The 25,851-nt window shown below is 71.1% G+C and carries 26 protein-coding genes; 16 read left to right on the top strand and 10 right to left on the bottom strand.

Going from position 1 to position 25,851, the window contains the following annotated elements; translation table 11 throughout:
- Positions 1–160: 160 nt before the first annotated feature.
- Complete coding sequence (locus ACZ5WC_RS26295; RefSeq protein WP_468543110.1) at positions 161–952, bottom strand: TnsA-like heteromeric transposase endonuclease subunit; 792 nt, start codon at positions 950–952, stop codon at positions 161–163.
- A 263-nt stretch (positions 953–1,215) separates the two neighbouring features.
- Between ACZ5WC_RS26295 and ACZ5WC_RS26300 the strand changes: the two genes are divergently transcribed.
- The 3 genes from ACZ5WC_RS26300 (at position 1,216) to ACZ5WC_RS26310 (ending at position 2,925) form a co-directional block, all read left to right on the top strand.
- Complete coding sequence (locus ACZ5WC_RS26300) at positions 1,216–1,695, top strand: helix-turn-helix domain-containing protein (RefSeq protein WP_468543111.1); 480 nt, start codon at positions 1,216–1,218, stop codon at positions 1,693–1,695.
- A gap of 34 nt (positions 1,696–1,729) precedes the next feature.
- Positions 1,730–2,449, top strand: coding sequence for a hypothetical protein (locus ACZ5WC_RS26305; protein ID WP_468543112.1), 720 nt, complete (start codon positions 1,730–1,732; stop codon positions 2,447–2,449).
- Positions 2,450–2,586: 137 nt separating this feature from the next.
- A complete protein-coding gene (locus ACZ5WC_RS26310) occupies positions 2,587–2,925 on the top strand; it encodes a DUF2516 family protein (RefSeq protein WP_096629921.1) in 339 nt (112 codons plus the stop codon).
- Here ACZ5WC_RS26310 and ACZ5WC_RS26315 read toward each other — a convergent pair.
- The 3 genes from ACZ5WC_RS26315 to ACZ5WC_RS26325 all read right to left on the bottom strand — a co-directional run bounded on the left by ACZ5WC_RS26315 (position 2,907) and on the right by ACZ5WC_RS26325 (position 6,995).
- Positions 2,907–4,316 (bottom strand): PP2C family protein-serine/threonine phosphatase, encoded by a 1,410-nt coding sequence (locus ACZ5WC_RS26315; RefSeq protein ID WP_468543113.1) that lies wholly within the window; start codon positions 4,314–4,316, stop codon positions 2,907–2,909. The two genes, ACZ5WC_RS26310 and ACZ5WC_RS26315, sit on opposite strands and share 19 nt — an antisense overlap.
- 356 nt (positions 4,317–4,672) lie before the next feature.
- Positions 4,673–5,764 carry a C40 family peptidase gene (locus ACZ5WC_RS26320; protein ID WP_468543114.1) on the bottom strand — a complete coding sequence of 364 codons (1,092 nt, stop codon included), beginning with the start codon at positions 5,762–5,764 and terminating at the stop codon, positions 4,673–4,675.
- Positions 5,765–6,209: 445 nt separating this feature from the next.
- A complete protein-coding gene (locus tag ACZ5WC_RS26325; protein ID WP_468543115.1) occupies positions 6,210–6,995 on the bottom strand; it encodes a class I SAM-dependent methyltransferase in 786 nt (261 codons plus the stop codon).
- 208 nt (positions 6,996–7,203) lie between these two features.
- Here ACZ5WC_RS26325 and mshA point away from each other — a divergent pair, with 208 nt between their 5' ends.
- The 3 genes from mshA (at position 7,204) to ACZ5WC_RS26340 (ending at position 10,189) form a co-directional block, all read left to right on the top strand.
- Positions 7,204–8,595, top strand: a complete 1,392-nt coding sequence (gene mshA, locus ACZ5WC_RS26330) for a D-inositol-3-phosphate glycosyltransferase (RefSeq protein WP_468543116.1) — start codon at positions 7,204–7,206, stop codon at positions 8,593–8,595.
- A gap of 41 nt (positions 8,596–8,636) precedes the next feature.
- A complete protein-coding gene (locus ACZ5WC_RS26335) occupies positions 8,637–9,155 on the top strand; it encodes a type III secretion system chaperone family protein (protein WP_096629929.1) in 519 nt (172 codons plus the stop codon).
- A gap of 218 nt (positions 9,156–9,373) precedes the next feature.
- Entirely contained in the window at positions 9,374–10,189 is an 816-nt protein-coding gene (locus tag ACZ5WC_RS26340; RefSeq protein WP_468543117.1) for a hypothetical protein, read from the top strand.
- A 78-nt stretch (positions 10,190–10,267) separates the two neighbouring features.
- On the opposite strand, the gene ACZ5WC_RS26345 is transcribed toward ACZ5WC_RS26340, so the two are convergent.
- From ACZ5WC_RS26345 to ACZ5WC_RS26355, 3 genes are all read right to left on the bottom strand, one after another.
- Positions 10,268–10,510 (bottom strand): hypothetical protein, encoded by a 243-nt coding sequence (locus ACZ5WC_RS26345; RefSeq protein WP_468543118.1) that lies wholly within the window; start codon positions 10,508–10,510, stop codon positions 10,268–10,270.
- On the bottom strand, positions 10,507–10,755 hold the full coding sequence (locus tag ACZ5WC_RS26350; RefSeq protein WP_019762208.1) for a hypothetical protein: 249 nt from the start codon (positions 10,753–10,755) through the stop codon (positions 10,507–10,509). The genes ACZ5WC_RS26345 and ACZ5WC_RS26350 overlap by 4 nt, the downstream gene beginning before the upstream one ends.
- A gap of 480 nt (positions 10,756–11,235) precedes the next feature.
- Positions 11,236–11,994, bottom strand: a complete 759-nt coding sequence (locus ACZ5WC_RS26355) for a phosphoglyceromutase (RefSeq protein ID WP_096629064.1) — start codon at positions 11,992–11,994, stop codon at positions 11,236–11,238.
- Positions 11,995–12,210: 216 nt separating this feature from the next.
- Here ACZ5WC_RS26355 and ACZ5WC_RS26360 point away from each other — a divergent pair, with 216 nt between their 5' ends.
- The gene (locus tag ACZ5WC_RS26360) at positions 12,211–13,533 is read left to right on the top strand and encodes an MDR family MFS transporter (protein ID WP_468543119.1); all 1,323 of its coding nucleotides are present in this window, start codon (positions 12,211–12,213) and stop codon (positions 13,531–13,533) included.
- Between the two features lie 129 nt (positions 13,534–13,662).
- Here the strand turns inward: ACZ5WC_RS26360 and ACZ5WC_RS26365 are convergent, their stop codons facing one another.
- Together ACZ5WC_RS26365 and phoU are read right to left on the bottom strand one after the other, a co-directional pair.
- Positions 13,663–13,812, bottom strand: a complete 150-nt coding sequence (locus ACZ5WC_RS26365; RefSeq protein WP_468543120.1) for a hypothetical protein — start codon at positions 13,810–13,812, stop codon at positions 13,663–13,665.
- 315 nt (positions 13,813–14,127) lie between these two features.
- The gene (gene phoU, locus ACZ5WC_RS26370; protein ID WP_096629061.1) at positions 14,128–14,805 is read right to left on the bottom strand and encodes a phosphate signaling complex protein PhoU; all 678 of its coding nucleotides are present in this window, start codon (positions 14,803–14,805) and stop codon (positions 14,128–14,130) included.
- Positions 14,806–15,002: 197 nt separating this feature from the next.
- Between phoU and phoR the strand changes: the two genes are divergently transcribed.
- Both phoR and phoP read left to right on the top strand, forming a co-directional pair.
- A complete protein-coding gene (gene phoR / locus ACZ5WC_RS26375; protein ID WP_468543121.1) occupies positions 15,003–16,265 on the top strand; it encodes a two-component system sensor histidine kinase PhoR in 1,263 nt (420 codons plus the stop codon).
- A 5-nt stretch (positions 16,266–16,270) separates the two neighbouring features.
- Positions 16,271–16,942 (top strand): two-component system response regulator PhoP, encoded by a 672-nt coding sequence (gene phoP, locus ACZ5WC_RS26380; protein ID WP_007446453.1) that lies wholly within the window; start codon positions 16,271–16,273, stop codon positions 16,940–16,942.
- A gap of 136 nt (positions 16,943–17,078) precedes the next feature.
- On the opposite strand, the gene ACZ5WC_RS26385 is transcribed toward phoP, so the two are convergent.
- Entirely contained in the window at positions 17,079–17,846 is a 768-nt protein-coding gene (locus ACZ5WC_RS26385; protein WP_468543122.1) for a DUF461 domain-containing protein, read from the bottom strand.
- 752 nt (positions 17,847–18,598) lie between these two features.
- Between ACZ5WC_RS26385 and ACZ5WC_RS26390 the strand changes: the two genes are divergently transcribed.
- The 7 genes from ACZ5WC_RS26390 (at position 18,599) to ACZ5WC_RS26420 (ending at position 25,689) form a co-directional block, all read left to right on the top strand.
- Complete coding sequence (locus tag ACZ5WC_RS26390; protein WP_003953493.1) at positions 18,599–19,081, top strand: CarD family transcriptional regulator; 483 nt, start codon at positions 18,599–18,601, stop codon at positions 19,079–19,081.
- Positions 19,082–19,418: 337 nt separating this feature from the next.
- Positions 19,419–20,186 (top strand): 2-C-methyl-D-erythritol 4-phosphate cytidylyltransferase, encoded by a 768-nt coding sequence (gene ispD / locus ACZ5WC_RS26395; protein WP_468543123.1) that lies wholly within the window; start codon positions 19,419–19,421, stop codon positions 20,184–20,186.
- Positions 20,176–20,691, top strand: a complete 516-nt coding sequence (gene ispF, locus ACZ5WC_RS26400) for a 2-C-methyl-D-erythritol 2,4-cyclodiphosphate synthase (RefSeq protein ID WP_468543124.1) — start codon at positions 20,176–20,178, stop codon at positions 20,689–20,691. Before ispD ends, ispF begins: the two co-directional genes overlap by 11 nt.
- A gap of 159 nt (positions 20,692–20,850) precedes the next feature.
- Entirely contained in the window at positions 20,851–21,255 is a 405-nt protein-coding gene (locus tag ACZ5WC_RS26405; RefSeq protein ID WP_096629085.1) for a PPOX class F420-dependent oxidoreductase, read from the top strand.
- A gap of 153 nt (positions 21,256–21,408) precedes the next feature.
- Positions 21,409–22,809 (top strand): cysteine--tRNA ligase, encoded by a 1,401-nt coding sequence (gene cysS, locus ACZ5WC_RS26410; RefSeq protein WP_468543125.1) that lies wholly within the window; start codon positions 21,409–21,411, stop codon positions 22,807–22,809.
- A 98-nt stretch (positions 22,810–22,907) separates the two neighbouring features.
- The gene (gene rlmB / locus ACZ5WC_RS26415; RefSeq protein ID WP_096629052.1) at positions 22,908–23,864 is read left to right on the top strand and encodes a 23S rRNA (guanosine(2251)-2'-O)-methyltransferase RlmB; all 957 of its coding nucleotides are present in this window, start codon (positions 22,908–22,910) and stop codon (positions 23,862–23,864) included.
- A gap of 193 nt (positions 23,865–24,057) precedes the next feature.
- A complete protein-coding gene (locus ACZ5WC_RS26420) occupies positions 24,058–25,689 on the top strand; it encodes a DoxX family membrane protein (RefSeq protein ID WP_468543126.1) in 1,632 nt (543 codons plus the stop codon).
- Positions 25,690–25,851 lie beyond the last annotated feature (162 nt).

The raw sequence follows: 25,851 nt of genomic DNA on the forward strand, positions 1-25,851 counted from the left end.
TGCCGCCCGCACCGAGGACGGCGTGACCACCTCGAAGCCGGCAGACGACAACAGGGGGGCCAGGAACACCACACTCGGCAACTGACCTTCATCGACGAGCCGGACCGCAGTCCCCTCCAGGGCAGCCACCGTGTGCAGACGGTCATCGAAACGGACCAGGTCACCCGCTCGCAGAAAGCGCGGACGCGACGGCATCACCGCCCCCTTCCCGTACCTCTCCGAGCCCGACCCGCGTACTCGCCGACAGCAGTCCCGCGTGGAGATCCACGGCAAGGACGCGCTGCCAGAGCAAGTGGAAGAGCACCGGAAGCACGGCGATCTGATCGCCCACCCGCCTGGCCCCGCCCAGCAATGAGGCTCCCTCGCCGAACACCTCCACCAGTCGATCGGCAACCTGTGGGCGGTGCACGCGCGGATGCCGATAGCCGGCCAGCCACCGCACGTTTTCCATCAGCACCGCCTCCGGTGCACCCACCCGCGCGAAGTTCCACCCCACAAGCTCACAGGCCGCGGCAGTCGCCGCGAACTTCATCGCGTCTCTCGGCTCGATCCGCTCATCCGGGCGCACGTCCACGACCAGCGCCGTGCCATCCGCGCGGCGTACGAAGAAGTCCGGTGTGTGCCGCACTCGCTTCCCGTCCGGCCCTGGCCACGACACCTGAAAGGGCTGCGAGGCGACCACCGTAACCAGCGGGTCGAAGTCGAGCAGCATCAAATGATCGCGCTCCAGCCACGACTCATAACCGACGTGCCCACCACAGGTCGCCGACCAGTACCAGCCGCACCAATTGCCCTGACCCCGGAAAGACAGGAACCGACGCTCAGGCCGTACGCCCTCGAACCGCACCGACCACAGCCTGCTCAATGGCCCCCGTCGACGCACGCCCGCCGTATCGACGTACTCGATCTCGAAGTCCTCAGCTGACGCCGGGTCCTCCACGTGTGCAGTCATCCAGGCCCCCCGTACGCACGACGCCAACCGTCCACGCCGACCGTAGAAGGGCCGTCACTGCCCTGCTCACAGAAGACTGGAACATCCCAGAACTTGCCTACAGATGACCGGGACGGTGGTCCTCTTGCCCACAGAAGAGCGGGACTGCCCACACATAGCTGGGACCGGACACCTGCGAGTCGCACGAAGGCAAGGACGTGGCGCGCGACACTATTGCAAGCATGTGCTTGCAATAGTTAGCGGAGGTGTTGCACTATCGAGTCATGGCATCACTCAACGTCGGCAATCTCGGTGAGTACCTGCGGGAGCAGCGCCGTGCGGCGCAGCTCTCGCTGCGGCAGCTCGCCGATGCCGCCGGGGTGTCGAATCCGTATCTCAGCCAGATCGAGCGCGGGCTGCGCAAGCCCAGCGCGGACGTGCTCCAGCAGGTCGCCAAGGCGCTGCGGATCTCGGCCGAGACCCTCTACGTACGTGCGGGGATTCTCGACGAGCGGGAGCGGGAGGAGCTGGAGACGCGGGCCGTCATTCTGGCCGATCCCTCGATCAACGAGCGGCAGAAGAACGTCCTGCTGCAGATCTATGACTCCTTCCGCCGCGAGAACGGCTTCGTCCCCGAAGCCGAAGCCGATGCGGACGTCGGCGCGGACGTCGGCGCGGCCGCCGACGGTGACGCGGACAAGGGCGTCGACACGGGCGCGGACGCCGGTGCGGACGCCAGGAAAGACCACGACCCTCACAGCTAGCAGCTGGTTCTGATGATCCGGGAGGACCACAGTCATGGCCATCACCGATGACCTGCGCAAGACCCTCACCGACCCCACCCCCCTCTACTTCGCCGCAGGTACGGCCGACCTGGCCGTGCAGCAGGCGCGCAAGGTCCCGGCGCTGATCGAGCAGCTGAGGGCCGAGGCGCCCGAGCGGATCGACGCCGTCCGCAACACGGACCCCAAGGCCGTGCAGGAGAAGGTGAGCACGCAGGCCAAGGAGGCCCAGGCCACGGTGCAGGCCAAGGTCACCGAGGTGTTCGGATCGTTCGACGCCGCCGACCTGAAGAAGCTGGGCGAGACCGCTCAGGACCTGGCGCTCCGCAGTGTGGGCGTGGCCGCCGAGTACGCGATCAAGGCCCGGGAGACGTACGAGAAGGTCGCCGAGCACGGGGAGCAGACCGTGCGGACCTGGCGCGGTGAGACGGCCGAGGAGATCGTCGAGATCTCGGCCATCGTCGAGGCCGAGCCGAAGGCCGCGCCCAGGAGCGCCGCGCCCAAGAGCGCCGCGCCCAGGTCCGCCGAGCCGAAGGCCGCCCCGAAGGCCGCCCCGAAGAGCGCTCCCGTGACCGGTGGCGCCGAGCCCGAGTCCTCCGAGCCCGCGCCCGCCGAGTCCGCAGCAGTCAAGTCCGCCGAGCCGAAGGCCGCGCCCGCCGAGGGCAAGGCCGCCAAGAAGACGCCCGCCCCGCGCAAGCCCGCGGCCAAGAAGACCCCGCCGCCCGCCGGCACGTGACCCCGGAGGGTCATTCGGCGCCCCGGTACGCGTGACCGGGGTGTGGGGCGGGCACCTTTACCGGTGGCCGGATCGTTGTCCCGGTACCGTGGCCCACTCGGCCGCGGGGCGTTCATCCACTCACTAGGCGGTACACCATGTTGCTCTCAGGATTCGGCACGATCCTCCAGCTGCTCTATCTGGCGATGCTGGTGCTGGCTGTGGTCGCGTTCGTCTTCGCGGCGACCGCCCGGGAGGACGCCTACCGCGCCGCCGACAAGAAGAGCAAGTCGTTCTGGCTGATCATTCTCGGCGTCGCCGTCGCCGTGAACCTGCTCATCCCCATGCTCTTCCTCCAGATCGCCGGCCTCATCGCGTCGATCGTCTTCATGGTCGACGTACGGCCCGCGATCAAGGAAGTCTCGGGCGGCGGCGGTGGCCGCCGGGGCGGGTCCAGCAGCGACGGCCCGTACGGCCCCTACAACGGCGGCCGCTGAGCGCCCAGGGGGCGCCCGGCCACGGGTGACGCGGGGCGGGAGCGCGGTGCGCTGCCGCCCCGCCGTCGTGTCCGCTCCGGGTCCCGGCCCAGCAGCAGTACCGCCACGTCGTCCGTCAGCTCGCCGCCGTTCAGCTCCCGGACCTCGGTGACCGCCGCCTCCAGCAGCTCCTCACCCGCCAGGCCCTGCTCCAGCCGCTCGTTGACCATGGCGACCATGCCGTCCTGGCCGAGGCGCTCGCTGCCGCCCGTCCCCACACGGCCCTCGATCAGGCCGTCCGTGTACATCATCAGGCTCCAGGAACCGCCCAGCTCGACCTGCCTGCGCGGCCACCTCGCCCGGGGCAGCAGACCCAGCGCCGGGCCGCCGTCCTCGTACGGGAGCAGCCGGGCCGGCTGTCCGTGGCGGGCGAGCAGCGGGGCGGGGTGTCCGGCCAGGCAGAGCCCGGCTCGTCGCCCGTCGGGCGCGATGTCGACGGTGCACAGCGTCGCGAAGATCTCCTCGCTCTGCCGTTCGTGCTCCAGCACCTGCTGGAGTGTGGACAGCAGCTCGTCCCCGCACAGCCCGGCCAGGGTCAGCGCCCGCCAGGCGATCCGCAGCTCGACGCCGAGCGCCGCCTCGTCCGGGCCGTGCCCGCAGACGTCGCCGATCATCGCGTGCACCGTGCCGTCCGGGGTGCGCACGGTGTCGTAGAAGTCGCCGCCGAGGAGGGCGCGGCTGCGGCCGGGGCGGTAGCGGGCGGCGAAGCTCAGGTCGGAGCCGTCCAGCAGGGGGGTGGGCAGCAGGCCGCGTTCCAGGCGGGCGTTCTCCTGGGCGCGCAGCCGGGACTCGGTCAGCTGGTGCTGGGCGATGTCGGCGCGCTTGCGCTCCACGGCGTAGCGGATGGCCCGGCTCAGGACGCGCGCGTCCAGCTCGCCCCGGAAGAGGTAGTCCTGCGCCCCGACCCGTACCGCCTCGGCCGCCAGCTCCGTGTCGTCCCGCGCGGTGAGCGCGAGCACCGCGTGCAACGGGGCGATGCGGAGTACGTGGGTGAGGGCCGCCAGCTCGTCGGCCCGCCCGGAGACGGGCTCGGGCCGTTCGGAGGCGGGCTGGGGCCGTTCGGAGGCGGGCTGGGGCCGCTCACCGGCGTCGGGGGCCGCCGGTCCCGCGCCCGTGACCGGCAGCGCGAGGTCCAGCAGGATGCAGTCGACGTCGTCCGTGAGCAGCCGCCCGGCCTCGGTGAGGTTGCGGGCGGTACGGACACGGACCCGGGTCCCGGCGGCTGCCGACAGCTCGGGGACGGTGATGGTGGTGCCCGCCGGGTCGTCCTCGATCACCAGCAGGGTGAGGTCGGCGCCATGGGTGGTCTCCGCAGCGGGAACGGCGCGTTGCTGCGGTACGGGTACGGGCATCGGTTCGGGTTTCCTTCCCTCCCCCGAGGGTGCGGCGGAACGCCGATCGACGCACCGCCAGTCGGGGACGATAGCGGCACACGGCGGGGGAACGGAATGGCATGCGGAAAGCGGGCGCTGTCATATGCGGCGCCATAAGCCGCGTCCTGACACGGATCCGGCGCGATGGGCCGTCGTACGGGCCGGGAAGGGCCCATGACGAACATCACCCGCCCGTGAACGGCCGCGTGGCCCGGCTCACATGAGCCGGGAGCCACCGCTCACGACGGCTGTCGGCTGCCTGCCGCGCCTACTCGCTCACGACGGCTGCCCGCTGCTTGCTTGCGCGTACTCGTTGGGCTCGACGCCTGCCGCGCCTACTTGTCGGGGCGGACCACGCCGAGGATCTTCATCGAGCCCGCGCCCGCCAGCGTGACATTGCGGCCGGGGCGCGGGGAGTGGACGATCGAGCCGTCGCCGACGTACATCCCGACGTGGCTGGCGTCGGAGTGGTAGATGATCAGGTCGCCGGGGCGCATGTCCCGGATGTCGATGCGCGGCAGCAGCCGCCACTGCTCCTGCGAGGTGCGCGGGATCGGCCGCTTCGCCGCCAGCCACGCCTGGGACGTCAGGCCCGAGCAGTCGTACGAACCGGGGCCCTCGGCTCCCCAGACGTACGGCTTGCCTATCTGCGCGGTCGCGAAGGCCACCGCGGCCCGGCCGGCCTCGCTCGCCTCGCCGCTGACCTCCTTGATCGCGCCGGAGGAGAGCCAGGCGGTCTGCGCCTTGTTCGCGGCGTCCTGTTCCAGCTGGCGCAGCCGGTCGCGCTCCTTCTTCTCCAGCTGCGACTCAAGCTTCTTCGCCGCCGCTATCTGGGCGTTGATCTTCTTCTTGGCCTTGGCCTGCTTGACCCGGTTCGCTTCCAGCTTCTCCCAGTTGGCGCTGGCGTCCTGGGTGTACAGCTCCAGGTCCTCCTGCGTCTGGTTCAGCTCGGTCAGGAGCGACTGGGAAGCCTGCTGGCTCTGCCTGACCTTGTTGATCCCGTCGAGGAAGAGCTTCGGGTCGTTGCTGAGGGCCAGCTGAGCGCCGGGCGGCAGACCGCCGTTGCGGTACTGCTCGCGGGCCTGGGCGCCCGCCCGGTCCTTCAGCTCGGCGATGCGCGCCTGTCCGTCGACGATCGCCTTGGCCAGCTTCACGATCTCGCCGGACTGCTTCTTGGTCTGCTCCTCGGCGAGGTTGTACGCGTCCGTCGCCGCGCCCGCCTTCCGGTACAGCGTCTCGATCTGCTCGCGGACCTTCTCCAGGTCCGCGTTGGAGTACCGGGAAGGAGAGGAGGCGGCCGGGGAAGAGGCGGCCGGGGACGGCGAAGGGTTCGGAGCCGGGGCGGCCATGGCCTGAACCGGGGCCGTCAGCAGGGCCAGCGCACAGACCAGCGTGATCGCGGCAGTGGCACAGTGGCGTCGGTTCACGAGCTCCCCCTCCGGGTCGGTTCTCCGGGCTCGCCTCCGGGTGAAGGCGACTCAGTCGATATGGGCGGCAATGACAGTGATGACAGCAATGACAGTGATGGCGGCGGTGACAGAGGCGGCGGTAATGACAGCGGTGGCGGGCAATTGCGGCAATGGTGACAATCGCGCCGAATGCGAGAAAGGCAACCGAAGCCGGGTAACGCACATCTGACTTACCGTCAGTAACTTTTCGGCAACGTCGTGATCGTGCCATGTCGCCCCGCAAAGCAACAGAGGTAGTCGCCACCTGCCGCGTCACATACTGCCTGTGCCGGGGCACTTCGCCCCACAGGTGCCGCCGCGCGTGCCCGATTCCGCCCTTCGTCCCCCCTCCCCATCACAAGGGACGAACGATGATCCCCCGGCGTTCCCTGAACGGGCTGGTTCCGTCCTTTCGGGCGGTCGTTCAGTGGCCGCCCGGCCGCAGGGCGTCCCACGCCACCGTGACCTCGCCCTGGCGCCACCGCCGCACCCCGTCCGTCACCGGCCAGTCGCCCGCCACCGCCCGCACCGCCGCGATCCAGCGCTGCCGGGCGCCGAGCGAGGCATAGGGGGAGGCCGCCGCCCAGGCCCGGTCGAAGTCCCGCAGGAAGGCGTGGACCGGCTCGCCCGGGACGTTGCGGTGGATCAGCGCCTTCGGCAGGCGCTCCGCCAGGTCCGAGGGGCGGGCCAGCGAGCCGAGCCGGGTGGCGAAGGTGACCGTGCGCGGGCCTTCCGGCCCCAGGGCCACCCAGACGTGCCGCCGCCCGATCTCGTCGCAGGTCCCCTCCACCAGCAGCCCGTCCGGGGCGAGGCGGGAGCACAGCCGCGCCCAGACCTCGGCGACCCGGTCCTCGTCGTACTGGCGCAGCACGTTCGCCGCCCGGATCAGCGTGGGCCGGACCTCCAGCGGGATCTCGAAGCCGCCGTGGACGAAGGTGAGGCCCTCGCGGGCGTACGGCTGCGCGGCGGCGACCCGCTCCGGGTCGATCTCGATGCCCGCCACCGCGGTGCGCGGTTCGGCGGTGCGCAGGCGGTCCAGCAGCTCCACGGCGGTCCAGGGGGCCGCCCCGTACCCGAGATCGGCGGCCACGGGGGTCGCGGCGCGGCGCAGGGCCGGGCCGTGCACGGCGGCGATCCAGCGGTCCATGCGGCGCAGCCGGTTCGGGTTGGTGGTCCCGCGGGTGACGGTGCCGATGGGGCGCTGGCGCATGCGTCGAGCGTATGCGACGAGGTGAGAGGGGTGCTCACCGCACGATGCGCCTCCCGGCGACGTGGCGAGGCGCGCCGCCCGGCGACGTAATGATTTGGCAAAGCGGAAATGAAAGACGGCCTTCCACTGTTCTCGCCCTTCGGAGAGGCCCTACGCCCCTCCCCACGGCACGCCCCGAGTGAGGCCCTGAGCGAGGAGGACCGACGACGTGAGCCAGTACGTCTCCCGGCTCGGTTCCGCCCGCTCCGCGGCGCGCATCCGGTTCCCCGGCGGTTTCCCCGGGGCCTCCCGCAGGCCGCGCCGCATCGCGATGCTCTCCGTGCACACGTCCCCGCTGCACCAGCCCGGTACGGGCGACGCGGGCGGGATGAACGTGTACATCGTCGAGCTGGCCAAGCGGCTCGCCGCGATCAATATCGAGGTCGAGGTCTTCACCCGGGCGACCACCGGGTCGCTGCCCCCCGCCGTCGAGCTGGCCCCGGGCGTTCTGGTCCGGCATGTCGACGCCGGGCCGTACGAGGGGCTCGCCAAGGAGGACCTGCCAGCCCAGCTCTGTGCCTTCACGCACGGCGTGATGCAGGCCTGGGCCGGTCAGCGCCCCGGCTACTACGACCTCGTGCACTCCCACTACTGGCTCTCCGGCCAGGTCGGCTGGCTCGCCGCCCAGCGCTGGGGCGTCCCGCTCGTCCACGCCATGCACACCATGGCCAAGGTCAAGAACGCCGCGCTCGCCGAGGGCGACACCCCCGAGCCGCCCGCCCGCGTCATCGGCGAGACCCAGATCGTGAACGCCTCCGACCGGCTGATCGCCAACACCGCCGAGGAGGCCGCCGAGCTGGTCCGCTTCTACGACGCGGACCCGGCCGCCGTCGCCGTCGTGCATCCCGGCGTCAACCTGGAGCGCTTCCGGCCCTTCCCCAAGGGCTCCGGCACATTCCGTCCCGGGGACGCTCCATCCGCCCGCGCCGCCGCCCGGGCCCGCCTCGGCCTGCCGCAGGACGCCCTGATCCCGCTCTTCGCGGGCCGCATCCAGCCGCTGAAGGCCCCCGACGTGCTGCTGCGCGCGGTGGCGGTGCTGCTGGACCGTGACCCGTCCCTGCGCTCCCGGATCCTGGTGCCCGTGGTGGGCGGGCCCAGCGGCAGCGGGCTCGCGAAGCCCGAGGGGCTCCAGAAGCTGGCCGCCCGCCTCGGCATCGCCGACGTCGTACGCTTCCACCCGCCGGTGGGCCAGGACCGGCTGGCGGACTGGTTCCGGGCCGCGTCCGTGCTGGTCATGCCGTCGTACAGCGAGTCCTTCGGCCTGGTCGCCATCGAGGCCCAGGCGGCCGGAACCCCGGTCGTCGCGGCTTCCGTCGGCGGACTGCCGGTGGCGGTACGCGACGAGGTCAGCGGCTTTCTGATACCGGGGCACGAGCCGGAGGCGTACGCCCGCGCGCTCGGGCGGTTCGCGGACGCGCCGGAGCTCGTCGAGCGGATGGGGGCGGCCGCGGCGGCGCACGCCCAGTCCTTCGGCTGGGACACGGCCGCCTCGGCGACCGCCGACGTGTACACGGCCGCGCTGACCGACCACCGCCGCCGGGCGCGTACACACCACGGCTGAGCCCATCTGCTGCCCGTCCGGGGCTGACGTACGCTCGTCGCATGGCTGACGTACCCGACGAAACAGCAGCGGCCCAGGTCATCGAGGCGACGCTGAACGATGCCGGGCTCGCCTGGGAGAGCCCCGCACCCGGCAACTACGTGGTGACGCTGCCCGGCACCCGCAAGCTGTCGACGACCTGTTCGCTCATCGTCGGCAAGCACTCCCTCTCGCTCAACGCCTTCGTCGTCCGGCACCCCGACGAGAACGACGCCGGGGTGCACCGCTGGCTTCTGGAGCGCAACCTCCGCCTCTTCGGCGTGAGTTACGCGATCGACCCGCTCGGCGACGTCTACCTGGTCGGCAAGCTGCCGTTGTCGGTGGTCACCCCCGAGGAGCTGGACCGCCTGCTCGGTACGGTGCTGGAGGCGGCCGACGGCGCGTTCAACACCCTCCTGGAGCTCGGTTTCGCCGACTCGATCCGCAAGGAGTACGAGTGGCGGGTGTCGCGCGGGGAGTCCACGCGGAACCTGGACGCCTTCAGCCACCTGATCCAGCGTCCGTCCGGCGGCGCCTCGTAACGGCGTAGGCAACGGCAATTCCGTTACACGGCGGCGGCGCCACCCGTACGTTCACCGGGTGATCACATCAGAATCACGATCACGGGGGAGTGCCGCCTGGCGGGCCATCGCTCGGGCGTTCGATCGTAAAGTGTGGATCACTGCGACGGCCCGTCCCGGACAGCGTCGAAGTGCCGACGGGGGAAGGGCGGTTGCTCCCCCAACCGGAGAGAAGAACCATGCGCGCCACTGCCGTACGCCGTACCGCCCTCGCCGCCTGCGCGGCGTCCCTCGTCCTGCTGGCCACCGCCTGCGGCGGCTCGTCCGACGCCGACGCGGGCGATGGGAAGAACGACAAGGGCGGCGCCGCGAACGGCAGCAGCTCCGCCCCGGAGGCCCCGGCCCCGGCCAAGGCGCTCACCGCCGCCGAACTGGAGAAGGCGACCCTCGCCCAGGGGGATGTGGAGGGCCACAAGGTCGCCAAGGCGGGCCCGGACGACGAGGTCCCGGCGGACGCCGTCAAGGTCGACACGGAGGCCTGCCTTCCGGTGGCCCACGCCATGTACGGCGTGGCGCAGGAGGGTTCGGTGGCCACCACGAAGCGCAAGGTCGTCAGCGAGCCGAAGGCCGACGGCAAGAAGCCGCTGGAGGAGCTGACGGACGACGGGGTCGAGGACGCGCTGAAGGCCGCGTTCGACCTGACGTCCACGTTCGTCGCGCTGACCTCGTACGACAAGACGGCGGGCCCCGACGCGTTCGCCGCGCTGAAGAAGGCCGCAGCGGACTGCGCGGGCGGCTTCACCGTCACGACCGCAGGAGTGCCGACGAAGGTCGCCTCGATCGCGGAGGAGAAGGTCAGCGGTGGCGACGAGTCGGCGGCCTGGACGGTCACGGCCGAGGACGACGGCGACACGGTCCCGTTCAAGCTGGTGGCGCTGCGCAAGGAGGGCACGGTGGCGACGTTCTACGCCTTCAACCTGGCGGCTGGGGGCGGCGGTTCGAAGTTCGAGGTGCCGACGGAGGTCGTGGCGGCGCAGGACGAGAAGCTGGCCTGACGCGCACGACCGAACGCGCACCCCTGCCTCTGCCCCCCGTCCCTCCTGCTGCCTCCGCCCCTGCCCCTGCCGTGCTGCTCAGGGCAGGGGCACGAGCCGGACGACGGTGACGGTCAGGACGGACCGGGAGACGTAGTAGAGGACGATGGCCCCGGAGACGGTCGCCTCGCGCCGGTCGTGCTCGCTCTTGACGGCGGACGAGGCGTGTCCGTACGGCTCCTGACCCAGCGTGCGGGCCATCTCGTCGCGGAAGGACTCGCCGTCCCGCATCTTGGCCAGGGTGTCGTCGGCGGGCGGGGCGTAGGAGATGCGGAAGCTCAAGCGACGCTCCGCCTCTCGGCCTCGTCCTGCGCGAGCCGGTCCAGAATCCGTTCCGCTTCGGGATCGGGGACGGCCTCCAGCATCCAGTGGCGCATGACGGCCTGAATCTCGTGCACCCCGGCCTCGTTGATCGCGAGGTCGAACTCCTCGCGTCTCTCCTCGGGCAGCGCGGCCCGGATGTCCGGGATGCTGTTGGGCACCTCGACTTCGGTACCGCCGACGAAGGTCTTCAGAGACTCGCCCATGACCGCTCTCCCCGATCTCCTTGCCCTGGAGGCACCGCGCTTCGCCGTCGCGGCCGGCACGGCCGCTGTTGGGGCAACCGTAGTACGCGGCACGGACAGTTCGGCCTCTCCGCACCTCCCGGATGTGCGTACGGCAGAGTCGGCCGCGCCCCGCGCCGCGGCCGCGACGTGCTGCATCCACAACTGGACGGGCACAACCCTCAACGTGCGCCAGGGCCCCGGGGCGGCCTTCAGGACGATCGGGACGATCCCCGAGGCCCGACGCGGCCAGCAGCCCCACGTACCCGGGTGTGTCGGCGAGCGTCTGCTTCTTGGCCGTAGCCGTGCCCCTCGCCCCTGTCGGCTCCGCGCGTTGTTCCCCGCGGCCTGCGACAGGAGCCCAGTACAGCGCCGAGCCCCCGGTCCGACGGATGAACCGTCGGGCCGGGGGCTCGGCGACGAGCGCGTGCGGACTGCCGCGTACGGACTACCGCCTGCCGACTACTTCTTGCCCTGGTTCTTCACGGCCTCGATCGCGGCCTTCGCCGCGTCCGGGTCCAGGTACGTGCCGCCCGGCTTCAGCGGCTTGAAGTCGGCGTCGAGCTCGTAGGAGAGCGGGATGCCGGTCGGGATGTTGAGGCCCGAGATGTCCTCGTCCGAGATGCCGTCCAGGTGCTTCACCAGACCGCGCAGGCTGTTGCCGTGGGCGGCGACCAGGACCGTGCGGCCGGTGAGGAGGTCGGGGACGATGCTGTCGAACCAGTACGGCAGCATGCGGACGACGACGTCCTTCAGGCACTCCGTGTCCGGGCGCAGCTCCGGCGGGAGGGTCGCGTAGCGCGGGTCGTCGAACTGGCTGTACTCGTCGTCGCGGTCCAGCGGCGGCGGCGGGGTGTCGTACGAGCGGCGCCACAGCATGAACTGCTCCTCGCCGAACTCGGCGAGCGTCTGGGCCTTGTCCTTGCCCTGGAGGGCGCCGTAGTGGCGCTCGTTCAGGCGCCAGGAGCGGCGGACCGGGATCCAGAGGCGGTCGGCGGACTCCAGGGCCAGCTGCGCGGTGCGGATCGCGCGGCGCTGGAGGGAGGTGTGCAGGACGTCGGGGAGCAGACCGGCGTCCTTGAGCAGCTCACCGCCCCGGACTGCTTCCTTCTCGCCCTTTTCGGTCAGGTTGACGTCCACCCAACCGGTGAACAGGTTCTTCGCGTTCCATTCGCTCTCGCCGTGGCGGAGGAGGATCAGCTTGTACGGTGCGTCGGCCATGGGTCCGAGCGTAATCGAACCCCCGTGGCCTCCGCGCGCCCGCCCGTAACGCGGACAGCGCCGGTCCGGGGACGCCCGAGGAGCGCCCGGCGGCGGGACGATTGACGGTGGGCGTCAATTCGGTGGCGGGCGGAGAGCCGCGCTTCGTAATGTCTCGAAGGCCGTCGGGAGTATTACCCGAGGCGTTCGTTCCGTACGTCCCGTGGGGGGAACCTTATGTCCGTCGCCGGTCTGCGCACAGCTGCCCGCGAGACCGTCTCGGGGATGCCCCGCGAGTTCTGGTGGCTGTGGACCAGCACCCTGGTCAATCGCCTCGGGGCGTTCGTAGCGACCTTCATGGCCCTGTACCTGACCCTGGACCGGGGCTACTCCGCCTCGTACGCCGGCCTCGTCGCCGCCCTCCACGGGCTCGGCGGGGTCATCTCCTCGCTCGGCGCCGGTGTGATGACCGACCGGCTCGGGCGGCGGCCCACCATGCTGATCGCCCAGGTCTCCACCGCGGTCTCGGTGGCGCTGCTCGGGTTCATGGTGCATCCCTTCGCCATCGCCGCCGTGGCGTTCTTCGTGGGCATGGCCAGCAACGCCTCACGCCCCGCCGTCCAGGCGATGATGGCGGACATCGTGCCCCCGAAGGACCGGATCCGGGCCTTCTCGCTCAACTACTGGGCGATCAACCTCGGCTTCGCGATCTCTGCCGCCGGTGCCGGTTTCATCGCCGAGTACAGCTACCTCGCCGGTTTCCTCGGCGAGGCCCTGATGACGCTCGTGTGCGCCGTCGTCGTCTTCGTGAAGGTGCCGGAGTCGCGGCCCGAGCAGGCGCCCGCGAAGGGCGTCGGCGGCAAGCGGCCCAAGGACGAGGTGCGGCTCACCACCGTCCTGCGCGACGGGCGCTTCATGGGCGTCGTGGGGCTGTCGTTCCTGGTGTCGCTGATCTTCCAGCAGGGGTATGTGGGCCTGCCGGTGGCGATGGGTACGGACGGGCTCTCCAGCTCCGACTTCGGTACCGCCATCGCCGTCAACGGCGTGCTGATCGTGGTCCTCCAGATCCCGGTCACCCGCTTCATCCAGCACCGCGATCCGCGTCGGCTGCTGATCATCTCCTCGCTGCTCGCCGGGTACGGCTTCGGGCTGACGGCGTTCGCCGGGTCGGTCGCGGCGTATGCCCTGACGGTGTGCGTCTGGACCTTGGCCGAGATCGTCAACGCGCCCACCCAGACGGGTCTGGTCGTGCAGCTGTCGCCCGCCCGGGGCCGGGGCCGCTACCAGGGCATGTACACGATGTCGTGGTCGGTGGCGGCGCTCGTCGCGCCGCTGATGTCCGGCTTCGTGATCGACCACTACGGCGCCGCCTGGCTCTGGGGTGCCTGTGCCGTGATCGGCACGGTCGCCGGCCTCGGCTACTGGCTGCTGATGCGCAACCTGCCGCGCGAGGAGCACCCGGGCGGTGCGGACGCCGTTGCTCCCGAACCCGCTCCCGGTCCGGCCGAGGTCCGGCCGGACCGGGCCGAGAAGCCCCTGGCCGTCGAGCGCGCGGTCTGACCTGCGCACCTCGCGCTCCGGCACACGTACGGCGCCGGCCCGGCTCTTCCTCCGGGCCGACGCCGTACGTCCGTATGCCCGTATTCCGTGCGTCCGTATTCCGTGCGCCTGTACGTGCGCCTGTACGTGTCAGCCGGAGCAGCCGCCGCACTGGCACGGAGCACCGGACTGGCAGCCGCACCCGCACCCCGAGCCGCAGCCGCAGGCGCCGAGCACGGTCAGGTGCACCACTTCGGTCGGGGTCTCCTGCTGGGGTTCGGTCATGGGGGATTCGGCCATGGTCCCTCCTCAGGGCGTACGGCTGGGGCGGGGGTCGGCATGGTGCACCGCCCCCGCCCCCATTGGATGCCCACCCCGGCGGGCGCATCAACGGCGCACGCGCGCAGGAACGCATGTGCGACTCGCGTACGCCGTCGACAGGCAGATGCGGGAGGGCATGCAATGGGGGCGGGGGCAGGAGACGGGACGTCGGCACTCGGACGAGGAGTGCCGTCACGCAGACGGGAGCGCCGCTACGCGGACGGAGCGCCGTCACGCGGCGACGAGGAGTGCCGCTACGCAGACAGGAGTGCCGTAACGCGGTAAGGAGCGCTGTTACGCGCCCTCTACCGGTGCCGCCGCCTGGATCTCGTCCGCGTGCTCGCCCGTCACCAGGTAGACCACGCGCTTGGCGACCGACACCGCGTGGTCGGCGAAGCGCTCGTAGTAGCGGCCCAGCAGCGTCACGTCCACGGCCGTCTCGATGCCGTGCTTCCAGCGGTCGTCCATCAGGTGCTGGAACAGCGTGCGGTGCAGCAGGTCCATCTCGTCGTCGTCCTGCTCCAGCTGGAGTGCCAGATCGACGTCCTTGGTGATGATGACCTCGGCGGCCTTGGCCATCAGGCGCTGCGCGAGCTGGCCCATCTCCAGGATGGTGGCGTGCAGGTCGTGCGGGACCGCCGACTGCGGGAAGCGCAGCCGGGCCAGCTTCGCCACATGCTGGGCGAGGTCGCCCGAGCGCTCCAGGTCGGCGCTCATCCGCAGCGAGGTCACCACGATGCGCAGGTCGGTCGCGACCGGCTGCTGGCGGGCGAGGAGCGCGATGGCGCGGGCCTCCAGTTCGTGCTGGAGGTCGTCGACCTTCTGGTCGCCGGCGATCACGCTCTCCGCCAGCGTCAGGTCGGCGTCGAGCATGGACGTGGTCGCCCGCCCGATCGCCGAGCCGACCAGCCGGGCCATCTCGACCAGGCTTTCTCCGATCGAATCGAGTTCCTCGTGGTAAGCGTCGCGCATGGAAGTCCCTCTCCAGTTCCAACTGAGGCCGGGGTCTCGGGCCGACCCCCACGGTCCCACGGTGCGGCCGCAACGCGTCCGGATCCAACCTCCCAAGTGAACCGGCACCTACCCCTCGGTGAACTCTGGGCGACGAGTGTTCGAGATGGTGCTCGGACGGCTGGGAGAGTGTCTGCGCACCCGCATAACCTTGAAGCATGGACGTGAACGCGGCGGTCGCCGCAGCTGCTGCGATCGCCGGTCTCCTGACCGGTGTGATCGCCATGCTGGCGTTCCGCTGGAGCGAGCGCGATCTGAAACGGCCCACGCGTACGTCCCTGCGGCCGGACAGCAACGCCGCTCTGCCCCCCGGAGTGGACACCGTCCTCTCCGTGCTCAGTTCCTCCGCCGTCGTTCTCGACGAGAGCGACAGCGTGGTCAAGGCCAGCTCAGCCGCGTATGCCCTGGGGCTGGTCAGGGGCGGCAAGCTGGCCGTCGAGCCGATGCTCAACATGGCCCGGGACACCCGGCGGGACGGGGAGATACGCCAGGTCGAGCTGGACCTCCCCCGGCGCGGAACCGGCCGGGGGGACGCCCTCGCCGTCTCCGCCCGGGTCGCCCCGCTGGGCTCGCGGCTGGTGCTCCTCCTGGTCGAGGACCTGACCGAGGCGCGCCGGATAGAAGCGGTACGGCGCGACTTCGTCGCCAACGTCAGCCATGAGCTCAAGACCCCGACGGGAGCGCTCTCACTGCTCTCCGAGGCGGTCATGGACGCCTCCGACGACCCGGAGGCGGTGGAGCGGTTCGCCGGGCGGATGCAGATCGAGGCCACCCGGCTGACCAACCTCGTCCAGGAGCTCATCGACCTCTCCCGGGTGCAGAACGACGACCCGCTGGAGGACGCCGAGCCAGTCAGGGTGGAGACGCTGGTCGCCGAGGCGATCGACCGCTGCCGCCAGCAGGCGGGCTCCAAGCAGATCACCATGGCCTCCGCCGGCACCGAGGACCTCACGGTCTGGGGTAACCGGGGCCAGCTCGTCGGCGCGCTCGGCAACCTCGTCGAGAACGCCGTCAACTACAGTCCCGCCCGCACTCGCGTCGGTATCGCCGCACGCCGGATGGCCGCGCCCGGCGGGGATCTCATCGAGATAGCCGTCACCGACCAGGGGATCGGCATCTCCGAGAAGGACCGCGAACGGGTCTTCGAGCGGTTCTACCGCGTCGACCCGGCCCGCTCGCGGGCCACCGGTGGCACCGGTCTCGGCCTCGCCATCGTCAAGCACGTGGCCGCCTCGCACGGCGGGGAGGTCACCGTCTGGAGCTCAGAGGGACAGGGCTCCACCTTCACCCTCCGGCTGCCCGAATCGGGTGTCGTGAGGGAGCGCACCACCGGCGGACCGCTTATCGTCAACGGCGACGACGAGGGGCCGTACGAGACCGACACCTTTGACCCCTTCCCTGCCCCGGAGGCTCTTCCGTGACCCGAGTGCTTGTCGTCGAGGATGAGGAATCCTTCAGCGACGCCCTGTCCTACATGCTGCGCAAGGAAGGTTTCGAGGTCGCCATCGCGGCGACCGGCCCCGACGGTCTGGACGAGTTCGAGCGCAACGGCGCCGACCTGGTCCTGCTCGACCTGATGCTGCCCGGCCTGCCCGGCACCGAGGTGTGCCGCCAGCTCCGCAGCCGTTCCAACGTTCCAGTGATCATGGTCACCGCCAAGGACAGCGAGATCGACAAGGTCGTCGGGCTGGAAATAGGAGCCGACGACTACGTCACCAAGCCCTTCTCCTCCCGAGAGCTCGTCGCCCGCATCCGCGCGGTCCTGCGCCGCCGGGGAGAGCCGGAGGAGGTCACCCCGGCCGCTCTGGAGGCGGGCCCGGTCCGGATGGACGTGGACCGGCACGTGGTCACCGTCTCCGGCGGCAAGGTCGACCTCCCGCTCAAGGAGTTCGACCTCCTGGAGATGCTCCTGCGCAACGCGGGCCGCGTGCTGACCCGTATGCAGCTCATCGACCGGGTCTGGGGCGCTGACTACGTCGGCGACACCAAGACCCTCGACGTCCACGTCAAGCGCCTGCGCGCCAAGATCGAGCCCGACCCCGGTGCGCCCCGGTATCTCGTCACGGTGCGGGGCCTGGGGTACAAGTTCGAGCCGTAAACCGCACCGAGCTGCCTCCCCGGGCCCGAGCCCGCGCCGGGGGCGCTCTCCGCACGGCAGCACGCCGAAGGGCGCTTCCCGACCGGGAAGCGCCCTTCGGCGTGCTCGTGCGCCGTACGGGGGCGGCGCACCGGTGTCAGTGGGCCGCGCCCTGCTCGGCGCCCTGCTCCGCTCCCGTGTCGCCCTGAGCACCTTCGGCGCCCTGAGCACCTTCGGCGCCCTGAGCACCTTCGGCGCCCTGAGCACCTTCGGCGCCCTGGGCACCCTCCGCGCCCGCGCCGTCCGCCGGGGTGCCGGGCGTCTCGCCCTCGGGCGTGCCCGGGGTCTCGCCGTCGCCGGACGGCGTCTCCGAGGTGGCCGTGTCCGGCTTCGGCGAGGGCGCCTCTGCCTTCGGGCTGGGACCGAAGTCCTCGAAGAAGCCCTCCGCCGGGAAGACGCTGGCGCCGAGGCCGACGTCGCCGGTCCGGCTCAGCTTGAAGACGACCTGCTGCACATCGCCGTCGCGGGCCGCCTCGCCGCTGTTCTCGATCACGGCGGAGGCGTTGCCCTTGCCGCCGATGACGACCCGCCCGCCGGCCGGGACCACGATGGGGCCCTTGCCGTCGGCGGCCTGGAGGTTCACCTCGGCGTCGCTGCCGGGCAGGGTGACGGCCTCCAGCACCTCGCGCTCGGTGCCGTCGTTGAACAGCGTCGCGGCGACGACGGCGGTGCCGTCGGCGCCGCCCTCGGGCTGCGTGAGGACGTTGACGTTCTGGATCTTGATGGTGCCGACCGAGGTGGCCGCGTTGTCCGGCCTGATCTGGAGCGTCTCCGCGTTGTTGCCTGCACCGCAGGCGGACAGCGTGACGATCGAGAACACGGTGGCGGTGGCGGCGAGAGCGCCGTGTCGAAGGCTGCGGCTCACGGCGGCGGCAACTCCTTGAACGAGTCGGACTGCGGGCTTCGTACGTCGTGCCGACCCTCCCGAGAGCGGCGGCGGAAGGAGTGACGTAAAGCCGCCCTAAGGGTGTGTCAGCGGCCTTAGGCTACCGAGCCACCGCTCCTGCCCTGCACCCGACCCGCCCCTACGCGCTCCGCCACTTCCCCGAGCGCTGCCGGACGGCGCCCTGGGGTGCCCGGGGGAGGACGTCGGCGGAGAGCGGACGGGGAGCGTTCACCTGGAGGCCCTTGGGGCCCCTGGGAGGCCCTTGGGGCCCTTGGACGCCCTCTGAGGTCTACCAGCCGGTAACCGATGAAGGTCTACCAGCCGGTAAGTCGCCTGCCGTTCACGTAATCCGCGTGATCAATTCTTCCGGCGGCGACGCATTCCGCGAAAGGTGCGGCAGGGCGTTTGGCTTGATCAATTTCATTGCGGTCCGACACTTGCACCCGTACGGGTGAGCGATCCTCGAACGGGGTGCGGAATGATCGTCATCCAGAAACCGGCAAAACGGGACTTTCGGCCTCTTCTGTGGGGCTTCCGGGCTGCGTGACGTGGGCGTTTCACGCCGGGTGCACAACGGCTCCGACCTGCGAATACCGCCTTCCGGAAGCCTTCCGCAGCACGTTCGTGTCGCTGTTGTCAAGCCCCGAGATATGCCCTGACCTGCGAAAACGCCATTCAGGAGAGGCGATTCTCGTGTTACTCTGGATAGCCACGGAAGGGGTACCTGTCACATGACGTTCAAGGTTGGCGACACCGTGGTCTATCCCCATCACGGGGCCGCGCTGATCGAGGCTATCGAAACTCGCCAGATCAAAGGCGTGGACAAGACCTACTTGGTGCTCAAGGTCGCCCAGGGCGACTTGACGGTTCGTGTGCCGGCGGACAATGCGGAGTTCGTAGGCGTGCGCGACGTGGTCGGGCAGGACGGGCTGGACCGGGTCTTCGAGGTGCTGCGCGCGCCGTACGCCGAAGAGCCGACGAACTGGTCCCGGCGTTACAAGGCAAATCTCGAAAAGCTCGCCTCCGGCGATGTCATCAAGGTCGCCGAAGTAGTGCGTGACCTGTGGCGTCGCGAGCGCGAGCGCGGTCTCTCCGCCGGAGAGAAGCGCATGCTCGCCAAGGCCCGCCAGATCCTGGTGAGCGAGCTCGCTCTCGCGGAGAACACGAACGAGGACAAGGCCGAGGCTCTGCTCGACGAGGTCCTCGCGTCCTGAACCGGGTCGCACCGGTCGAATGAATCCGGTCGTATGAATGTGCCGCGGTGCCCGCTGACCAGTCGTTTTTACGCTGTGTCGTCGGGCGCTGCGGCATGTTCGGACCCGAATCATCCATCTCCGGGCCCGTGACACGTACTGGCACCGGCACCGGCCGCTCTTCTACGTGCCGTCCACTCGTGCGGAGTGCCTGTCCCGACCGGACGTGCTGTCCCGACCGGGTGTCACGGAAGGGGCCCGGTTCGAGACAGGGCGTCCTGCCCGGCTCGCTGGGCCCCTACCCATGTCGGCACGGAAGACAAACCTGCCGAACCTTCGGACCTTCGGAGTGCACCCGATGTCATCGACGCCCCCGCCGTCCGGCCCGTCGCGCCCTCCCCGTACCGCCGCGGTGATCCCCGCGGCCGGACGGGGCGTGCGCCTGGGGCCGGGCGCGCCCAAGGCCCTCCGCGTCCTCGGCGGTACGCCGATGCTGATCCACGCGGTCCGCGCCATGGCCGCCTCCCGGTCGGTCTCCCTGGTCGTGGTCGTCGCCCCGCCGGACGGCGCGCCCGAGGTGAAGCACCTCCTCGACGAGCACGTGCTGCCCGAGCACACCGACTACCTGGTGGTGCCGGGCGGTGACACCCGGCAGGAGTCGGTGGGCCTCGGCCTCGACGCGCTGCCCGAGGACGTATCCGTCGTCCTGGTCCACGACGCCGCCCGTCCCCTGGTGCCGGTCGACACGGTCGACGCGGTGGTCGAGGCCGTCCGGGGCGGGGCGCCCGCCGTCGTTCCCGCGCTGCCCGTCGCGGACACCGTCAAGGAGGTCGAGCCCGCAGAGGCGGCCGGGGAGCCGGAGCCGGTGCTCGCCACCCCCGTACGGGCCAGGCTGCGCGCGGTGCAGACCCCGCAGGGCTTCGACCGGGACACGCTGGTGCGGGCCCACGCCGAGGTCGCGCTCGACGGCGAGGGCGCCACGGACGACGCGGGCATGGTGGAACGCCTCGGCGCGCCGGTGGTCGTCGTCCCCGGGCACGAGGAGGCGTTCAAGGTGACCCGGCCGCTCGATCTGGTACTGGCCGAAGCGGTACTCGCCCGCAGGAGGGCCAACGATGGTTTCTGAGCAGCACGCCGCGGGGCCCCCCGCCCCCGTCATCCCGCTCGTCGGGATCGGCACCGACATCCACGCCTTCGAGGAGGGCCGCGAGCTCTGGTGCGCGGGCCTGAAGTGGGAGGGCGAGGGCCCCGGACTCGCCGGTCACTCCGACGCCGACGTCGTCGCGCACGCCGCCTGCAACGCGCTCTTCTCCGCGGCGGGCCTCGGCGACCTCGGGCAGCACTTCGGCACCGGCCGCCCCGAGTGGTCCGGCGCCGCGGGCATCACGCTGCTCACCGAGGCCGCCCGGATCGTCCGCGCCGAGGGCTTCGAGATCGGGAACGTGGCCGTCCAGGTCGTCGGCCTCCGCCCGAAGATCGGCAAGCGGCGCGAGGAGGCGCAGAAGGTGCTGTCCGCCGCGGTGGGCGCACCGGTCTCGCTCTCCGCCGCCACCTCCGACGGGCTCGGCTTCACCGGTCGCGGCGAGGGCATCGCGGGGATCGCGACCGCGCTGGTCTACCGGGCCCGCTGACCGGCGCGGCCCTCGCGTTCGCCCTTCCGGCGGGACGTGCGGGGAACGGGTGAACGGGTGAACGGGCGCGAAGGAGCCGGGGCCGCGCCCGGTTACGGGGTAGAAGCACCGGGCCTGATCACCGAACCGATCTCCCGCAGGGACCAGGAGGACGTACGCATGACCGCCGCACTCTCCACCGAGCTCAAGAACCTGCTCGACACCCCCGTCTTCGTCAACATCGCCACCATCCAGCCCGACGGCAGCCCCCAGGTCTCCCCGGTGTGGGTCACGCGCGACGGCGACGACGTGCTGATCTCCACCACGATCGGCCGCCGCAAGGAGAAGAACCTCCGCCGCGACCCGCGCGTCACCGTGCTCGTCCAGCCCTTCGACGCCCCGTACAGCTACGCCGAGATCCGCGGCGAGGCGACGCTGACGACGGACGGCGGGCAGGAGCTGATCGACGAGCTCGCGGTGAAGTACACCGGCAAGCCGTACGCGGAGTTCAACCCGGACTCCGCCGCCGACGCCCCCCGTGTGGTCGTCCGGATCTCGCCGCGGAAGGTCGTCGGCAGCATCTGAGGCCTCCGGAGGCCTCTCGCGCGCCCCGGGGAACGCTCTCGGGGCCGGTTCGAGGCATCCCGGTACCGGAAAGAGGCATCCCGGTATCAGAAAGTTGTCCCCTCGATCCCCGAGGGTCGCGGGGCACTGGTGTCGGCCTACTACCCTTGAGGCGTGACTATTCGCCTGCACGACACCAGCGCCCGGCAGATCCGTGACTTCGTCCCGCTCACAGCAGGCTGTGTCTCGATCTACCTCTGTGGCGCCACCGTCCAGGCAGCACCGCATATCGGCCACATCCGCTCGGGCCTGAACTTCGACATCATGCGCCGCTGGTTCACCTACCGCGGCTACGACGTCACGTTCATCCGGAACGTCACCGACATCGACGACAAGATCATCACGAAGTCCGCCGAGCAGGGCCGCCCCTGGTGGTCGATCGGGTACGAGAACGAGCGCGCGTTCAACGACGGCTACGACGTGCTCGGCTGCCTGCCGCCCACCTACGAGCCCCGTGCCACCGGCCACATCCCCGAGATGATCGAGATGATGCGCGGTCTCATCGAGCGGGGTCACGCCTACGAGGCCGAGGGCAACGTCTACTTCGACGTCCGGTCCCTCCCCGGTTACCTGGAGCTCTCCAACCAGGAGCTGGACGATCTGCGCCAGCCCTCCGGCGACGGCGAGACCGGCAAGCGGGACCAGCGGGACTTCGCGATGTGGAAGGCGACCAAGCCGGGTGAGCCCAGCTGGGAGACCCCGTGGGGCCGCGGCCGGCCCGGCTGGCACCTGGAGTGCTCGGCCATGGCACACAAGTACCTGGGCTCCGCCTTCGACATCCACGGCGGCGGCATCGACCTGATCTTCCCGCACCACGAGAACGAGATCGCCCAGGCCAAGGCGTTCGGCGACGCGTTCGCCAACTACTGGGTGCACAACGGCTGGGTCACCATGTCCGGCGAGAAGATGTCCAAGTCGCTGGGCAACTCCGTCCTCGTCAGCGAGATGGTCAAGCACTGGCGCCCGATCGTCCTGCGCTACTACCTGGGCACCCCGCACTACCGGTCGATGATCGAGTACAGCGAGGAGGCCCTGCGCGAGGCCGAGTCCGCGTTCGCGCGGATCGAGGGCTTCGTCCAGCGCGCCATCGAGAAGGCGGGGGAGACCGTTCCCCCCGCCGCCGAGGTGCCGCCCGCCTTCGCCGAGGCGATGGACGAGGACCTGGGTGTGCCGCAGGCCCTCGCGATCGTCCACACCGCCGTCCGCCAGGGCAACAGCGCGCTCGCCGCCGACGACAAGGAAGCCGCAGCCGCCCGCCTCGCCGAGGTCCGGGCCATGCTCGGCGTCCTGGGCCTCGACCCGCTCGACCCGCACTGGGCGGGCGAGGGCGACCGGGGTGAGGATCTGCACGGGGTCGTCGACACCCTCGTGAGCCTCGTCCTCGACCAGCGGCAGGCGGCCCGGGCCCGCAAGGACTGGGCCGCCGCCGACGCCATCCGCGAGCAGCTCAACCAGTCCGGCCTCGTCATCGAGGACAGTCCCACCGGCCCCCGGTGGACGCTGGGACCGCGCTGAGCACCCGCTCCGAGCAGTGAGATTGTGCCGCCCGGCGATCCGGGCGGCACACTTTCCTTAAACGTACGCACGTCTGAAAGCAACGAAACAGGTAGATCATGGCCGGGAACAGCCAGCGCAGGAACCGCCGCACGTCCAACAAGAAGGGCGCGCAGGTCGGCAGCGGTGGCCAGCGACGCCGTGGTCTCGAAGGCAAGGGCCCGACCCCTCCGGCCTCCGCCCGCAAGGGACACAAGAAGAACCGCATCGCCAACGTCCAGGCCAAGCAGGCCGCCGCCCGCCGCCCGGCCCCCCGGCGCGGCGGCGTCAAGGGCACCTCGGAGATGGTCGTCGGCCGCAACCCGGTCTTCGAGGCCCTGCGCGACGGCGTGCCCGCCGTCACGCTGTACGTCCAGCAGTTCATCGACAACGACGAGCGCGTCCGTGACGTGCTCAAGCTCGCGGGCGAGCGCGGCAACATCAACCTGATGGAGGCACCGCGCCCCGAGCTGGACCGGATGACGAACGGCCTGAACCACCAGGGCCTCGTCCTCCAGGTCCCGCCGTACGAGTACGCGCACCCGGAGGACCTCACCGCCGCCGCGTACGACAACAACGAGGACCCGCTGATCGTCGCCCTCGACGGGGTGACCGACCCGCGCAACCTGGGCGCGATCGTCCGCTCGGTCTCCGCGTTCGGCGGCCACGGCGTGGTCGTCCCCGAGCGCCGGGCGGCCGGTATGACCGCCGGTGCGTGGAAGTCCTCGGCCGGTACGGCGGCCCGCACCCCGGTATCCCGGGTCACCAACCTGACCCGCGCGCTGGAGGGCTACCAGAAGGCGGGCCTCACGGTCGTCGGCCTGGCCGCCGACGGCGAGCACACGGTGGAGGACCTGGAGGCGCTGGACGGCCCGGTCGTCATCGTCATCGGCAGCGAGGGCAAGGGTCTCGGCCGCCTCGTCGGCGAGACCTGCGACTACCGTGTGCGGATCTCCATGCCGGGTGGCGCCGAGTCCCTCAACGCCGGTGTCGCGGCGGGCATCGTCCTGTACGAGGTGGCGCGCCGCCGCGCGTAGCCGCACCGGCACCGGTCGGCAGCCGTGCCGGCACCAGTCGGCGTTCGCGCGGCAATGGGCTCGTCCGCCGGGCGAGTTGACGCGCGAACGCCGAACACAGTTCCAGGATGCCCGAGTTTGGCCTGATCTTGACGGGTCTCGGACACATCTGGTGCGGTCAAGGCAGTGTCCTAAACACACATCACTCGGTTAGATGAGTGTGGACACCAGAACGCCTCGGTTCGACGAGCAACCCGCCCTGAGCATGACCAAGGTGGACAGCGACCCCGCGCAGGTCATCGTCAACCACGCCAGCTTCCGGGTGCAGCTCCCCCCGGGCCAGCGCGCACGGCTGCGCGGTGCCCCCGCGGCCACGGCCCGCATCCCCGCGATGAGCGGCGCGGCCGGAGGCCGAAGGCGGGCACCCGTCGTCTGGAGCGGTAAGTCCGCCCCGGGCGACCCCGGCGCGACGGGCCTCCTCCAGGCCATGCGCAACTCCACCGCCGGGCATCTCGATGCCGGACTCGGCGGGGCCTCCGGCGACGGCCACGGGACGGGCGCGACGCAGGTCATCCCGCTCCTGGAGGAGACGCAGCCCAATCCCGTACTGACCGCCCCGCACCAGCCCGGATCCACCGGCCCGCTGCTGCCGCCCATGCGCCAGGCCGTCGGCGCGTACGACCCGGTCGACGGCCCCGAGGGCCCGGACGGCCTCGACGGACCCGGCGGTGACGGCGAGCACGACGAGACGGCCGAGGCCCGCGCCCGCCGCCACGGCAACGACCCCGTCCGGCACGCCTACTACCCCGGCCACCGGATGAACCTGGGCGTCGTCCTGCTCCCCATGCGGGTCTTCCTCGGCTTCATCTGCATCTACGCGGGCATGGGCAAGCTGTGCGACCCCGTCTACTTCGACGGCGGCGAACGCGGCTCGATGGTGAAGTGGCTGACCTCCCTGAACCCCTGGGCGGCGGCCGAGCCCCTGCGCGACTTCGCCCTCTCCCACCCCGTCGGCGCGGGCCTGACCATCGCCTTCCTCCAGGTCGTCGTCGGCGTCCTCACCGTCCTCGGCCTCTGGCAGCGCGTCGCCGCCTCGGTCGGCGCCCTGCTCTCCGCCGCCCTCCTGGTGACGGTGAGCTGGCGTACGGTCCCGGTGTACGAGGCGCCCGACATCATCTTCCTGGCCGCCTGGAGCCCCCTGATCATCGCGGGCGCCCCCGTCTACTCCGTGGACGGGCGGCTGGCCGGAGAGGCCTGGCGCAAGCTCGGCCCGCGCTCCGAGATCTGGGACCTGCGCCGCCGGGTCCTGCGCCGCGGGACCGTCGCCGCCAGCGTCGTCATCGGCCTCACCCTGCTGGTCGGCTCCGTCCTCGGCGGCGCGGTCCGCTCCACCGGGGTCGTCACCGTCCCCGGCCGCAGCGACTACCCCACCAACCGCCTTCCCGGCATGCCGCTGCCCCAGGAGTCCACCGGCGAGCGCGAGGCCCCCCGTACGCCGGAAGAGGAGCGACGCCCCGAACCCTCCAGCTCCGGTGCCGCGAACACGCCCGGCACGGGCGAGACCAGCCCCGGCGCGACCCGCGACTCGGGCGGTCAGAGCACCGGTTCGGGCAGCACCCAGCCCAGCCAGACCCAGGGCACCGGCCAGGCACCCCCGCAGCAGTCCACCCCCCAGCAGCCCCCGTCCACCACCAGCGCGGGCCCCACCTCCTCCGGCTCCACCGGCGGCGACGGCTCCTCCGGCGGCGGCGAACCGGAGCCCACCGGAGGCTCGACCTCCTCCGGTGGCGAGGGCTCGACCTCCGGCGGCGGCGGCCGGAACCCGATCGGCGGCCTCCTCGGCTGAGCCCGCTCCGTAGAGCTTCGTAAGGTTCCTCGTAGGGCTTCGTCAGACGGAGAGGGCGGTCCCCACCGAACAGGGTGGGGACCGCCCTCTCCCGCGCTCACCGGTACGTACGGGCTCCAGCGGCGCGGCGCACGCCAGCACACACGGCCGCACGTACGGGCG

This window comes from Streptomyces sp. NPDC033165, from assembly GCF_055577965.1.